The sequence below is a fragment of the Micromonospora chersina genome, assembly GCF_900091475.1.
Classification (GTDB): domain Bacteria; phylum Actinomycetota; class Actinomycetes; order Mycobacteriales; family Micromonosporaceae; genus Micromonospora; species Micromonospora chersina.
Window position 1 is genome coordinate 1,412,524 of sequence record NZ_FMIB01000002.1, and the last position, 13,370, is coordinate 1,425,893.

At 72.5% G+C, this 13,370-nt stretch carries 10 protein-coding genes; 5 read left to right on the plus strand and 5 right to left on the minus strand.

Features of this window, described 5'->3' with window-relative positions; translation table 11 throughout:
- Positions 1 to 102: 102 nt before the first annotated feature.
- Positions 103 to 2,136 (plus strand): glycosyl hydrolase family 28-related protein, encoded by a 2,034-nt coding sequence (locus GA0070603_RS06505; protein WP_091308614.1) that lies wholly within the window; start codon positions 103 to 105, stop codon positions 2,134 to 2,136.
- Between the two features lie 57 nt (positions 2,137 to 2,193).
- Here GA0070603_RS06505 and GA0070603_RS06510 read toward each other — a convergent pair whose 3' ends face one another.
- The 5 genes from GA0070603_RS06510 to GA0070603_RS06530 form a co-directional block, all read right to left on the minus strand.
- Positions 2,194 to 6,702 (minus strand): HAMP domain-containing protein, encoded by a 4,509-nt coding sequence (locus GA0070603_RS06510; RefSeq protein WP_244282437.1) that lies wholly within the window; start codon positions 6,700 to 6,702, stop codon positions 2,194 to 2,196.
- Positions 6,703 to 6,925: 223 nt separating this feature from the next.
- Complete coding sequence (locus tag GA0070603_RS06515; protein ID WP_091308617.1) at positions 6,926 to 7,738, minus strand: SigB/SigF/SigG family RNA polymerase sigma factor; 813 nt, start codon at positions 7,736 to 7,738, stop codon at positions 6,926 to 6,928.
- Between the two features lie 155 nt (positions 7,739 to 7,893).
- Positions 7,894 to 8,454: a GerMN domain-containing protein gene (locus tag GA0070603_RS06520; protein ID WP_091308620.1), complete on the minus strand. Its 561-nt coding sequence runs from the start codon at positions 8,452 to 8,454 to the stop codon at positions 7,894 to 7,896.
- Complete coding sequence (locus GA0070603_RS06525; protein ID WP_091308624.1) at positions 8,451 to 9,800, minus strand: sensor histidine kinase; 1,350 nt, start codon at positions 9,798 to 9,800, stop codon at positions 8,451 to 8,453. The genes GA0070603_RS06520 and GA0070603_RS06525 overlap by 4 nt, the downstream gene beginning before the upstream one ends.
- Positions 9,797 to 10,471, minus strand: coding sequence for a response regulator transcription factor (locus GA0070603_RS06530; RefSeq protein WP_091308627.1), 675 nt, complete (start codon positions 10,469 to 10,471; stop codon positions 9,797 to 9,799). The genes GA0070603_RS06525 and GA0070603_RS06530 overlap by 4 nt, the downstream gene beginning before the upstream one ends.
- 142 nt (positions 10,472 to 10,613) lie before the next feature.
- On the opposite strand from GA0070603_RS06530, the gene GA0070603_RS06535 reads away from it, so the two are divergent.
- From GA0070603_RS06535 to GA0070603_RS06550, 4 genes are all read left to right on the plus strand, one after another.
- The gene (locus GA0070603_RS06535; protein ID WP_091308631.1) at positions 10,614 to 10,928 is read left to right on the plus strand and encodes a hypothetical protein; all 315 of its coding nucleotides are present in this window, start codon (positions 10,614 to 10,616) and stop codon (positions 10,926 to 10,928) included.
- Positions 10,925 to 11,464 carry an STAS domain-containing protein gene (locus GA0070603_RS06540; RefSeq protein WP_091308634.1) on the plus strand — a complete coding sequence of 180 codons (540 nt, stop codon included), beginning with the start codon at positions 10,925 to 10,927 and terminating at the stop codon, positions 11,462 to 11,464. The genes GA0070603_RS06535 and GA0070603_RS06540 overlap by 4 nt, the downstream gene beginning before the upstream one ends.
- A 44-nt stretch (positions 11,465 to 11,508) precedes the next feature.
- Complete coding sequence (locus GA0070603_RS06545) at positions 11,509 to 11,799, plus strand: BON domain-containing protein (RefSeq protein ID WP_091308636.1); 291 nt, start codon at positions 11,509 to 11,511, stop codon at positions 11,797 to 11,799.
- A gap of 131 nt (positions 11,800 to 11,930) precedes the next feature.
- Complete coding sequence (locus GA0070603_RS06550) at positions 11,931 to 13,370, plus strand: cellulase family glycosylhydrolase (protein ID WP_091308639.1); 1,440 nt, start codon at positions 11,931 to 11,933, stop codon at positions 13,368 to 13,370.

Here is a 13,370-nt window from a genome sequence, read left to right on the forward strand (position 1 = left end):
AAAGCCCAGGAATAACATGAGTCACCTTTCCGGCCGGCGCGCCCCCATCCGCGCCGACGCCACCACCGTCTCCCCCGTCCCCCGGCGAAAGTGGGTAGTCCGATGCAGCGGAGCGTGGAAGGCGCGGCGGGCCTGCGCCCGGCCGTGCCGATCGCCAGGATCCTCGCGGCGGCGGCCACCGCCGTCGCACTGGCCGTACCGGCCGGGAGCGCCGCACTTGCGGCCGGTCCCGCCGGACCGGCCCCCGTGGTCACCCGGGCCGGGCTCGACCAGGCGCTGGTCACCGGCCGCGGCGCCACGGTGGACTTCGTCGAGCAGGAGGCCGAGCACGCCCGGACCACCGGCACGGTGATCGGCCCGGACCGTGCCGCGTACACCCTCGCCGGCGAGGCGTCCGGGCGGCGGGCGGTCCGCCTCTCCCCCGGCCAGTACGTCGAGTTCACCCTCCCGGAGGCGGCCAACGCCCTCACCGTCCGGTACAGCATCCCCGACGCGCCCGGCGGCGGCGGGATCACCGCGCCGCTGCGGGTCACCGTCGGGCGCGCCCCGGCCCGCACCATGACGCTCACCTCGCAGTACGCCTGGCTCTACAACCAGTACCCGTTCACCAACGACCCCGGCGCCGACCTGCTCCACCCCGACTGGTGGATCACCGAGTGCTCCTGCGTGCCGGCGGCCACCACGCCCGCGCCGGTCATCACCAAGCCGTTCCGGCCGCACCACTTCTACGACGAGCAGCGACTGCTGCTGGGCCGCACCCACCGGGCCGGGGAGGTGGTCCGGCTGACCGCGCCGACCGGCACGGCCGCGGCGTGGACCGTGATCGACCTGCTGGACTCCCACCTCGTGGCCCCGCCCCGGGTGCTGCCGCACGCCGTGAACGTGCTGGCCTTCGGCGCCGACCCGACCGGCCGGCGCGAGTCCGCCGACGCCTTCGACCGCGCCGTCGCGTACGCCCGCCGGGTGGACCGCACGCTCTACCTGCCGCCGGGCACGTACCAGGTGAACCGGCACATCATCGTGGACGACGTGACCATCGCGGGCGCCGGCAGCTGGTACACCGTCGTCAAGGGTCGCGAGGTGGCCCTGGACACCCCGGCCCCCGACGGCTCGGTGCACACCGGCGTCGGCTTCTACGGCCGCGACGCCGCCGACGGCGGCAGCAGCGACGTCCACCTCTCCGGCTTCGCCGTCGAGGGCGACGTGCGCGAGCGCATCGACACCGACCAGGTCAACGCGATCGGCGGCGCACTCAGCCACTCCACCGTCGACGGGCTCTACCTGCACCACACCAAGGTCGGCCTGTGGTTCGACGGCCCGATGACCGACCTGCGGGTCACCGACACGGTCATCGCCGACCAGGTCGCCGACGGGCTCAACTTCCACACCGGCGTCACGCACTCCTCGATCTCGAACAGCTTCATCCGCAACACCGGCGACGACGCGCTGGCCATGTGGTCGGAGGGGACCGCCAACGCGCACAACACGTTCGACCACAACACCGTGCAGTCCCCGGTCCTGGCCAACGGCATCGCCCTCTACGGCGGCGCCGACCTCACCGTCTCCCACAACCTGATCGCCGACCCGGTCCGCGAGGGCAGCGCCATCCAGATCGGGTCCCGGTTCGGCGCCGAGCCGTTCACCGGCCAGCTCCGGATCACCGGCAACACCACTGTCCGGGCCGGCACGTACGACCTGAACTGGAACATCGGCCTCGGCGCCATCTGGTTCTACGCCCTGGACCGCAGCATCGACGCCGACATCCAGGTGGTCGGCGACAGCTACCTCGACAACACCTACAACGCGATCATGCTGGTCAGCGACTGGCCGGTGAAGGACGCGGTGTCCATCAGCAACGTGCACTTCAGGGACATCCGGGTCGACGGCACCGGCACCTCGGTGGTGAGCGCCCGGGCCGCTGGCTCGGCGTCCTTCGAGAACGTGGACGCGCGCAACGTCGGCGCGGTCCCGGTGAACAACTGCGGGTCGTTCCACTTCACCCCGGCCGGGTCCGAGTTCGCCCTCACCGACCTCGGCGGCAACGACGGCTGGCTCGCCCCCTGGCTGCTGCCGAACACCATCACCTGCGACGACCGCCCGCCCGTGGTGCCGCCGCCGGCCCCGAGCCCGTGGTGACCTGATCCGTACCGAGCCGGCCCGGCGGGCGATTTTCCCGCCGGGCCGCTTCGTGCGTCAGTTGGTCAGCCAGCGGTGGATGCAGGTGAGCAGGTCCTCCGCGTCGACCGGCTTCGTGACGTAGTCGCTGGCGCCGGAGGAGAGGCTCTTCTCCCGGTCCCCGCGCATCGCCTTCGCGGTCACCGCGATGATCGGCAGGTCCGCGTAGCGGGGCATGGCGCGGATCGCGGCGGTGGCCGCGTAGCCGTCCATCTCCGGCATCATCACGTCCATCAGCACCAGGTCGATGTCGTCGTGCCGCATCAGCGTCTCGACGCCCTTGCGGCCGTTCTCCGCGTAGACCACGTCCATGCCGTGCAGTTCGAGGATGTTGGTGAGGGCGAAGACGTTGCGGGCGTCGTCGTCCACCACCAGAACCTTGCGGCCGGACAGCTCGCGGGCGACCGGGTCGCCGACCGGGCTGCGGTCGGTGGTCGGCGCCGCGAACGACGGCACCCGCTCCGGGTTGTCCGCGGTCAGGTGCAGCACGATGCGCTCGCGCAGCTCGTCCAGGCTGCCGAGGATCTCCAGCGGGCGGTCCGCGGCCAGCCCCTGGAGCAGGGCGTCCTGCCCGCCCGCGAGCGGCTGACCGTGGTACGCCAGCACCGGCAGGCCGCGCAGGCCGGGGTGCTCGTGCAGCGCCCGGAGCAGGGCCGTGCCGTGCTCGTCGGCCGGGTCGAGCTGCACCACGAGCAGGTGGTGGCGGTGCCGGGCGAGCGTGTCGACCGCCTCGTCGACGTCCACCGCGGTGGACACCTCGACCGGCCCGCCGGTCTCCGCAGCCACGCCACGGGCCAGCAGGGTGAGCAGGCCCTTCTCGTGCGCCTCCAGCACCAGCACCCGGCGCTGCTGCCGCTCCACCCACCGCTGGGCCTCCGACTCGACCGGAGTCGCGGTCGCCGTGGCCGGTACGGCCACGCCGGCGTCGGGCAGCGGCGCGGTGGCCGTGGCCGGCAGGTAGAGGGTGAACGTGCTGCCCTGGCCCAGGACGCTCTCCGCGGTGATCTGCCCGCCGAGCAGCCGGGCGATCTCCCGGCTGATGGACAGGCCCAGGCCGGTGCCCCCGTACCGCCGGCTGGTGGTGCCGTCGGCCTGCTGGAACGCGTCGAAGATGGCGGTCAGGTGCTGCTCGGCGATGCCGATTCCGGTGTCGACGACCCGGAACGCGATGACCGTGTCGGCCGCCGGCATATCGGCCGGCAGCTCGTCCGGGCGGGCCCGCTCGATGCGCAGCTGCACCCGGCCCTTCTCGGTGAACTTGACGGCGTTGGAGACCAGGTTGCGCAACACCTGCCGCAGCCGCTGCTCGTCGGTGTGCAGCCGGGCCGGCACGTCCGGGCCGGTGACGAGGTCCAGCTCCAGCCCGCGCGGAGTGGTGAGCGGGCGGAACGTGGCGTCGACGTAGTCGCGCAGCGTGGACAGCTCGAACGTCTCCGGGTTGATGTCCATCTTGCCGGCCTCGACCTTGGACAGGTCGAGGATGTCGTTGATGAGCTGGAGCAGGTCCGCGCCGGCCGAGTGGATGACGGTGGCGTACTCGACCTGCTTCGGGGTGAGGTTGCGGTTGGGGTTCTGGGCCAGCAGCTGGGCGAGGATGAGCAGCGAGTTCAGCGGCGTACGCAGCTCGTGGCTCATGTTGGCCAGGAACTCCGACTTGTACTTCGAGGCGAGCGCGAGCTGCTGGGCGCGGGTCTCCAGCTCCTGGCGGGCCTGCTCGATCTCGGAGTTCTTCGTCTCGATGTCGTGGTTCTGCCGGGCCAGCAGGGCGGCCTTCTCCTCCAGTTCGGCGTTGGAGCTCTGGAGTTCCTCGGAGCGGGCCTGCAGCTCCTCCGAGCGGGCCTGGAGTTCGGCCGCCAGCCGCTGCGACTCGGTCAGCAGCACGTCGGTGCGGGCGTTGGCCACGATCGTGTTGACGTTGACGCCGATGGTCTCGGTGAGCTGGTCGAGGAAGTCCCGCTGGATCTCGGTGAACCGGCCCATGCCGGCCAGCTCGATGACGCCGAGGACCTGGTCCTCGAAGAGGATCGGCAGCACCACGAGGTGCAGCGGCACGGCCGCGCCCAGGCTCGACGAGACGGTGACGTAGTCGGCCGGCACGGCGTCCACCACGATGGCCCGCTTGCTCAGGGCGGCCTGCCCGACCAGCGAGTCGCCCAGGGCGTACCGGCGGCGGGTCGCGTCGTGGCCGTAACCGCCGACCACCCGCAGGCCCCGGCCGTCGCCGCCGTCGTCGACCAGCAGGAACGTGCCGAGCTGCGCGGAGACCAGCGGGGCCAGCTCGTTCATGACCAGACCGGCGACGACCTCGAGGTCCCGGTGGCCCTGCATGAGGCCGGAGATGCGGGCCAGGTTGGTCTTGAGCCAGTCCTGTTCCTGGTTGGTCCGGGTGGTCTCGCGCAGCGACTCCACCATGGAGTTGATGTTGTCCTTCAGCTCGGCGACCTCGCCGGAGGCGTCGACAGTGATCGAGCGGGTGAGGTCGCCGGTGGCGACCGCGCTGGTCACCTCGGCGATGGCCCGCACCTGCCGGGTCAGGTTCCCGGCCAGCTCGTTGACGTTCTCGGTGAGCCGCTTCCAGGTGCCGGAGACGCCCTCCACCTCGGCCTGGCCGCCGAGGCGGCCCTCGCTGCCGACCTCGCGGGCCACCCGGGTCACCTCGGCGGCGAAGCTGGAGAGCTGGTCGACCATCGTGTTGATGGTGGTCTTCAGCTCCAGGATCTCGCCGCGGGCGTCCACGTCGATCTTCTTGGTCAGGTCGCCCTGTGCCACCGCGGTGGTCACCTGGGCGATGTTGCGGACCTGGCCGGTGAGGTTGTTCGCCATCGAGTTGACGTTGTCGGTCAGGTCCTTCCAGGTGCCCGCCACGTTCGGCACCCGGGCCTGGCCGCCCAGCTGCCCCTCGGTGCCGACCTCGCGGGCCACCCGGGTCACCTCGTCGGCGAACGCGCTGAGCGTGCCCACCATCGTGTTGATGGTCTGGGCCAGCACGGCGACCTCGCCCTTGGCCTCGACGGTGATCTGCCGACTCAGGTCGCCCTGCGCGACGGCGGTGGCGACGAGCGCGATCGACCGCACCTGGTTGGTCAGGTTGTTCGCCATCTCGTTGACGTTGTCGGTCAGGTCCTTCCAGGTGCCCGCCACGTTGGAGACCCGGGCCTGGCCGCCGAGGCGGCCCTCGGTGCCCACCTCGCGGGCCACTCGGGTCACCTCGTCGGCGAACGCCGAGAGCTGGTCGACCATCGTGTTGATGGTCTCCTTCAGGGCGAGGATCTCGCCCCGGGCGTCCACCCGGATCTTCTGCGTGAGGTCGCCCTTGGCGACCGCGGTGGTGACCTCCGCGATGCTGCGGACCTGGGCGGTGAGGTTGTCCGCCATGACGTTCACCGACTCGGTGAGGTCCTTCCAGGTGCCCGACACGCCCTTGACGTCGGCCTGGCCGCCGAGGCGGCCCTCGGTGCCGACCTCCCGGGCGACCCTTGTCACCTCGTCGGCGAACGAGGAGAGCTGGTCCACCATCGTGTTGATGGTGTTCTTCAGCTCCAGGATCTCGCCGTGCGCGGTGACGGTGATCTTCTGGGACAGGTCGCCCCGGGCCACGGCGGTGGCGACCTGGGCGATGCTGCGCACCTGGTCGGTGAGGTTGACGGCCATCGAGTTCACCGAGTCGGTGAGGTCGCGCCAGGTGCCGGCCACGCCGCTCACCTGGGCCTGACCGCCGAGCCGGCCGTCGGTGCCGACCTCCCGGGCGACCCGGGTCACCTCGTCGGCGAACGAGGAAAGCTGGTCCACCATCGTGTTGATGGTGCTCTTGAGCTCCAGGATCTCGCCCCGGGCGTCGACGGTGATCTTCTGGGAGAGGTCGCCGCGGGCCACCGCCGTGGTGACCTGGGCGATGTTGCGGACCTGGCTGGTCAGGTTGCCGGCCATGAAGTTCACGGAGTCGGTGAGGTCGCGCCAGGTGCCGGCGACGCCGGGCACCTCGGCCTGGCCGCCCAGCCGGCCCTCGCTGCCGACCTCCCGGGCCACCCGGGTCACCTCGTCCGCGAACGAGGAGAGCTGGTCCACCATCGTGTTGATGGTCACCTTCAGCTCCAGGATCTCGCCGCGCACGTCGACGGTGATCTTCTGCGACAGGTCGCCCCGGGCCACCGCCGTGGCCACCTCGGCGATGTCCCGGACCTGGTCGGTCAGGTTGCCGGCCATCGCGTTGACCGAGTCGGTCAGGTCCTTCCAGGTGCCCGACACGCCCGGCACGTCGGCCTGGCCGCCGAGCTGCCCCTCGGTGCCGACCTCCCGGGCCACCCGGGTGACCTCGGAGGTGAACAGGGAGAGCTGATCGACCATGCCGTTGAAGACGGTGGCGATCTCGCCGAGCAGCCCGTCGGCGTCCTCCGGCAGCCGGGTGCCGAAGTCGCCGTCCCGGACCGCGGTGAGACCGGCCAACAGCTGGCGGAGATCCGGGTCGGCCACCGGGGCCCCGGCCGCCGGAGCCGTGTCGCGTCGCCGCGGGATCGTCTGATCGACCACCACTACCGCCTCTGTCACAGCCGCGCGGCGGACCGCCGCGGCAACGATTGCATCCGCGCAAGTATGCACAGGCCCGCCCCGGCGCGCTGGGCGGCGGGGCGGGTGGAGCGAAAGACGCACCGCCACCGAGGGGAGTCGGTGGCGGTGCGTGGGACCGGGGCGAGGCGGCAGCGCTCGCGGGAACCGGGAGGAACGACTCGGGCGGACGTCCGCCCGGGGTGGATCAGGCCTCGGTGAGCTGGCCGCGCAGCTTGGTCAGCGCGCGGGCGAGCAGCCGGGACACGTGCATCTGGGACACCCCGACCCGGGCGGCGATCTCGCTCTGGGTCAGGTTGCCGTAGAAGCGCAGGGTGAGGATCTTCTGCTCGCGCTCGTCGAGGGTGGCGAGCGCCGGGCCCAGCGAGGCGCGCAGCTCGGCCAGCTCGTACTCGTTGTCCTCGGTGCCGAGGGTGTCGCCCAGCTCGGTGGCGCTGTCGCCGTCGCCGATCGGGGTGGAGAGCGAGACGGCGTTGTAGGCGCGGGCGCCCTCCAGGCCCTCGAGCACCTCTTCCTCGGTGACGTCGAGGTGGCTGGCGATGTCGGCGACCGTCGGGGCCCGGTTGAGGGTCTGGGTCAGCGTGCTGTTCGCCTCGGAGATGCGCAGCCGCAGCTCCTGGAGGCGGCGCGGGACCCGGATGTTCCAGGTGCGGTCGCGGAAGTGCCGCTTGATCTCGCCGAGGATGGTCGGGATGGCGAAGCCGGCGAAGTCCACGCCCCGGGAGGCATCGAACCGGTCCACCGCCTTGATCAGGCCGAGGGCCGCCGTCTGGGCGAGGTCGCCGGCCGGCTCGCCGCGGCCGCTGTAGCGGGCGGCGAGGTGGTTGGCCAGCGGCAGCCAGGCCTCGATGACCTGGTTGCGCAGCGCCGGCCGCTCCGGGTGGCCCTCGGGCAGCTCGGCCAGTGCGGCGATCAGCTGGCTGGCGCGGGTCTCCTCGCCGGTCACCGCCGCGCGGTGAACCTCGCTGGTCGTCGTCGGCGCGATGGTCGTCGTGGTCATGCTGGCCTTCCTGTCCTGAGGAGAACGGGTGCCTCCCGAGCACCGGTCGTGCCAGCCACCCTAGACCAAAGGTTGCCGCCTAATCAACCGAACGGACGATGGATATTTCACCCATGATCGGACAAATCAGCGGTGAGCCGGGCCACGGACGGTCGTCAGCGGTGCAACAGCGGCCGGTAGTCGGCGGCGGTGAGCGGCAACGAGGACAGGTTGCCGTCGGCTCTCGGCACCTCCAGCGGCTGCCCGTCCCGGCGGAACGCGACGCTGTCCACGTCGGGACGCTGGGTCAGCGTGCAGACGATCTGCCCGAACGCCAGGACCTCGTCGTTGCGGCCGGTCTCCTCGCCGGCCTGCCGCACGTCGACGGTGGCCACCGTGCCGGTGAGGGTGGCCCCGGCCACCGCCACCGTGCCGGGCAGCGCGGTGGCCAGCCCGCGGTCCCGCTCCGTGCCGTCCGGGCCGGCCAGCAGGTGCTGGAGGTGCTCGTCCACGCCGGGCAGGCCGTCGACGCGGCGGGTGACCGCCGCCAGCCCGTCGTCCCGGACGAAGCAGAGCGGCTCCACCATCCGCCCGGCCGGGTCGGCCGTCGCCGTGCCCGCCGGCGTCGGGAGGCTCCCGGGCGGGGCCTGCACCACGCGGGGCTCGTCGTCGACCGGCACCCCGCAGCCGCCGAGCAGCGTCGCGGCCAGCAGCACCGGGAGCAGTCGCCGGCTCATCCGCCGGCCCCCGGCAGCTCGACCCGGAACCGGGCCCCACGCTCCCGGTCCACCACCGCCGCGTGCCCGCCGTGCGCGGCGGCGTGCTGGGCCACCAGGGCCAGGCCCAGGCCGGTGCCGTCCGTGCCGGCCCGTGCGTGGGCCGCCCGGCCGCGGACGAAGCGGTCGAAGATGACCTCCCGGTCGGCCTCCGGCACGCCCGGCCCGTCGTCGTCGACGTCGAGCACGCCGATCCCGTCGCGCATGTCGAGGCGTACGGCGACCGGACCGCCGCCGTAGCGCACGGCGTTGTCGAGCAGGTTCAACAGGATCTGCTCGAACCGGCGCCGGTCGACCCGCCACCGGGCCGGTGTGCCCTCGGCCACCTGGACGAGGCTCTCCGGCACCGACCGTTCCCGGCAGGCGGCCCGGGCCAGCCCGGCCACGTCGACCGTGTCGCGGTGCGCGGGCTGTTCGGTGCGGGCCAGCTGGATCAGGTCGTCCACCAGGCGCTGGAACCGGGCCACCTCGTCGGCGACGAGTCCCGCCGCGGTGGCGGTGCGCTCGTCCTGGTGCTCCCGGCGGCGGGTCAGCACGCTCGCGGCGGCGGCCAGCGTCTGCAACGGGGAGCGCAGCTCGTGGCTGACGTCGGCGGCGAACCGGCGGTCCCGCTCGATCCGCCGCACCACCTGGTCGACCATGTGGTTGAACGAGGTGGAGAGCCGGGTCAGGTCGGGGTCGGTGGTGGGGTCGAGCCGGGTGGCGAAGTCGCCGGCGGCGATCCGCTCGGCGGCGTCGGCGACCGCGGTGAGCGGCCGGACGCTGTGCCGTGTCGCGTACCAGCCGAGGGCGGCGCCGGCCCCGGCGACCATGATCGCCACGGCGGTCAGCGCCAGCCCGACCACCTGGAAGGTCTCCTCGACCTCCCGCAGCGAGGTCAGCTCGTAGTAGCCCAACTCGCCGGCGAGCGGGACGCCGACCAGCAGGGTCGGCTGCCCGTCCACGCGCACCCGCTGCACGGCCGGCTGGCCGGCGGCGACCAGGCGTTGCAACTCCACCGGGACCGAGCCGGCGCCGACGTCGGCGGTGCGGGCGTACCAGCCGCCGCGCAGGTGCAGCAGCGGCCGGCGGCTGCTGCCGGTGTCCAGGGACCGCAGCACCGCCACCACGTCCGGGGTGCCGGTGTCCAGCCCGGAGCGGACCACCGCGGCGTCGTAGTACGCGGCCCGGACGGCCGTGCGCTCCCGCTCCTCGAGCAGCGAGCGGCGGGTCAGGTCGTACGAGAAGAGGGCCATCACGGCGGCGAGCAGCAACGCGCCGACGGCGAACGCGGCGGTGACCCGGGCGCGCAGTCCGAGGCGGGTCATCGCTGGAGCTTGTAGCCGAGGCCGCGGAGGGTGACGAGGTGCCGCGGGTTCGCCGGATCCGGCTCGATCTTCTGCCGCAGCCGGCCCACGTGCACGTCGACCAGCCGCTCGTCGCCGGTCTCGTAGCCCCAGACCCGGCGCAGCAACTGCTGCCGGGACAGCACCCGGCCGGCGTGCTCGGCCAGCTCGCAGAGCAGCCGGAACTCGGTGCGGGTGACGGCGACGGGCCGGCCGGCGCGGCGGACCTCGCCGGCCTCGGCGCTGATCTCCAGGTCCCCGAAGACCTGGGCGGGGACGCCGGCCGTCACGACCCGGCCGCGCCGGCGCAGGGCCCGCAGCCGGGCCGACAGCTCCTTGATCGCCACGGGCTTGACCACGTAGTCGTCGGCCCCGGCCTCCAGCGCGGCGACGATGTCGTGGGTGTCGTCGCGGGCGCTGACCACCACGATCGGGACGTCGTCGTCGCGGCGCAACTGGCGGATGCACTCGAACCCGTCGAGGCCGGGCAGCATGAGGTCGACCAGCACGTGGTCGGCGGGACTCTCCCGCTGCCGGCGCAGGCCCTCCTCGGCGGTCGCCGCCCCGTACGCGGAATAGCCCTCCTCCTCCAACGCGAGCAGCAGGGCCAGCCGGATGCGGTCGTCGTCCTCGATCACCAGTACGGCCGTCATATGCGCATCATGACGGGCCACCCACGAGTCACCCAACCGTGTCAGCCGTTCCCGGCTTTTGTCACACAACTGTCATGGAACCGCGCGGCGACCTCCAATGTCGCTCCGCAGAGTGGGGAGCCGGAGCGGACGGGGAGGCACGGTGAACGGCAGCACGTTGGTCGGGGCGCTCGTGGTGGGGCTCGCCGTCGGCACCGTGGGTCGGTTGGTCGTGCCGGGACGCACGGCCGCGCCGGTCTGGCTGACCCTCGCGCTCGGGGTCGCCGCCGCGCTGCTCGGCGCGATCGTCGTGGGCCTCGTGGACACCGGGCCCGCCGAGCCGGAGGTGTGGCCCCTGGTCGTGCAGTCCGGGTTCGCCGCCGTCGCGGTCGTGCTCGCCGTCCTGACCGCGGGGCGTGCGCCGGCCGGGAAGGAACCGCCGCCCCGACCGGGCGCGCGGCGGAGGGAGGGATCGTGACTGTCGTACCGGCGGAGCACCTGATGATGCTCATCTGCGACGGCTGCGGTGACAGCGTCACCGGCACCGGCTGCACCCTGCCGGACGCCGAGGTGGTCTGGACGCTGGTGTTCGAGAACGACTGGGTCGGCTCGCCGTTCGCCTCCGGGCCGCACCACTGCCCACGGTGCAGTGTGCGGGCCGTGGTGGACGACGACGGTCTCGGTGTCGACGACCTGGACGACGTCGGTGGGGCGCCGCCCGTCCCCGAGGCGGACCCCGTCGAACGGGTACGCCGGGCGCTGGACGAGGCCGTCACGGTCGGCGAGCGGGTGCTCGTCGACCTCACCGAGGTCGAGGTGATCGACTCGGCCGGGCTCGGGCTGCTGGTCCGCGCCCACCAGGACAGCCGGCAGGACGGCCGGCGGCTCTGCCTGGTGGCGCCGTCCCGGTTCGTGCTCACCGTGCTGCACACCATGCGGCTGGACGGGGTCTTCCCGGTCTTCGACAGCCGCACCCGGGCCACGAGCGGGGCGTCCGGCCCGCGCCCGGCCTGAGCCGCCCGACCGGGAAACGTGAACGAGCAGAAGGAGCCCGACACATGGTGATGCCCTGGCCGTACCCCGACTTCCCGTTCGCCGGGGACGGGCCGGCGCCCGACGGCGAGGACGTGCGGCTGGCCGCCCTGGTGGCGCAGCGGTTGAGCGTCGACTGGACCACCCGGCGGCAGCAGATCACCGTCACGGTGCAGAACCGGGTGGTGATCCTGGCCGGGCTGGTGGCCGACGCGGAGACCCGCCGGGCGGCCGGTGAGCTGGCCTGGGACGTGTCCGGGGTGTTCGACGTGTGCAACGCGCTGCGGCTGCACTCCGGGCGGCGGCGCGGGCGCTGATCTGTTGCACGGATCGGCGTCCGCCTCTACCCTCGGCGTGGGAGCGCTCCCGAGGCTGCCACGTCGGACTTTCCGGGCGAGTTCACGACGGGCACCGTCCAACCACCACCCACCAGATGGGACGATCCCGCATGTTCTCGATCCCCCGCCCGTCCCGGCGGCACCTCCTCGTGGGCGGCGCCGCCGGTGCGCTCGCCCTGGCCGCGACGGCCGTGCTGCCGTCGACGAACGCGATGGCGGCGACCGGCTGCGCCGTCACCTACACCACCAACTCCTGGCAGGGCGGCTTCACCGCCACGGTCACGGTGAAGAACCTCGGCGACCCGGTGAACAACTGGACCCTCGGCTTCGTCTTCCCCGACGCCGGGCAGCGGGTCGTTCAGGGCTGGTCGGCGACCTGGCAGCAGAGCGGCAGCGCGGTCACCGCACAGAGCATGAGCTACAACGGCTCCCTCGGCACCGGCGCGAGCACCACCGTCGGCTTCAACGGCTCCTGGACCGGCGCCAACCCGGCCCCTACCGCGTTCACCCTGAACGGCACCGCCTGCACCGGCGGGACCACGCCCACCACTCCCCCACCCACCACGCCGCCCCCGACCACCCCGCCACCCACGACGCCGCCACCCACCGGCACCACGCCCGTGGCGATCAACGGCCAGCTGCGGGTCTGCGGGGTCAACCTCTGCAACCGGTACGGGCGGCCGATCCAGCTGCGCGGCATGAGTTCCCACGGGTTGCAGTGGTTCGCCAACTGCTACAACGACGCCTCGCTCGACGCGCTGGCCAAGGACTGGCAGGCCGACCTGTTCCGCATCTCGATGTACGTGCAGGAGCAGGGCTACGAGACCAACCCGACCGGCTTCACGAACCAGGTCAACAGCCTCGTGGACAAGGCGGAGGCGCGCGGCCTGTACGCGCTGGTCGACTTCCACACGCTGACCCCGGGTGACCCGATGTACAACCTGGACCGCGCGAAGACCTTCTTCGCCGCGGTGTCGGCCCGCAACGCCGCGAAGAACAACGTGATCTACGAGATCACCAACGAGCCGAACGGCGTGAGCTGGTCGACCATCAGGAACTACGCCGAGCAGGTCATCCCGGTGATCCGGGCCAACGACCCGGACGCCGTGGTCATCGTCGGCACCCGGGGCTGGTCGTCGCTGGGCGTGTCGGAGGGCGGCAACTCCGACGAGGTCGTCAACAACCCGGTCCGGGCCGACAACATCATGTACACGTTCCACTTCTACGCCGCGTCGCACAAGGACAGCTACCGCAACGAGGTGCAGCGCGCGGCCTCCCGGCTGCCGCTGTTCGTCACCGAGTTCGGCACGGTGACCTACACCGGTGACGGCGCGGTCGACACGGCCAGCAGCACGGCCTGGCTCGACCTGCTGGACCAGCTGAAGATCAGCTACGCGAACTGGACGTACTCCGACGCGAGCGAGGGCAGCGCGGCCTTCCGGCCGGGCACCTGCGCGGGCGGCACCTACGCGGGCACCTCGGTGCTCACCGAGTCGGGGAACTTCATGCGCAACCGCATCCGCACCCCGGACAACTTCCCCACGTCCTGA

Coding starts and splice junctions, on each gene's coding strand:
- GA0070603_RS06505 (WP_091308614.1), top strand. CDS start 103: ATGCAGCGGAGCGTGGAAGGCGCGGCGGGCCTGCGCCCGGCCGTGCCG.
- GA0070603_RS06515 (WP_091308617.1), bottom strand. CDS start 7,738: ATGACCACGACGACCATCGCGCCGACGACGACCAGCGAGGTTCACCGC.
- GA0070603_RS06520 (WP_091308620.1), bottom strand. CDS start 8,454: ATGAGCCGGCGACTGCTCCCGGTGCTGCTGGCCGCGACGCTGCTCGGC.
- GA0070603_RS06525 (WP_091308624.1), bottom strand. CDS start 9,800: ATGACCCGCCTCGGACTGCGCGCCCGGGTCACCGCCGCGTTCGCCGTC.
- GA0070603_RS06530 (WP_091308627.1), bottom strand. CDS start 10,471: ATGACGGCCGTACTGGTGATCGAGGACGACGACCGCATCCGGCTGGCC.
- GA0070603_RS06545 (WP_091308636.1), top strand. CDS start 11,509: ATGGTGATGCCCTGGCCGTACCCCGACTTCCCGTTCGCCGGGGACGGG.
- GA0070603_RS06550 (WP_091308639.1), top strand. CDS start 11,931: ATGTTCTCGATCCCCCGCCCGTCCCGGCGGCACCTCCTCGTGGGCGGC.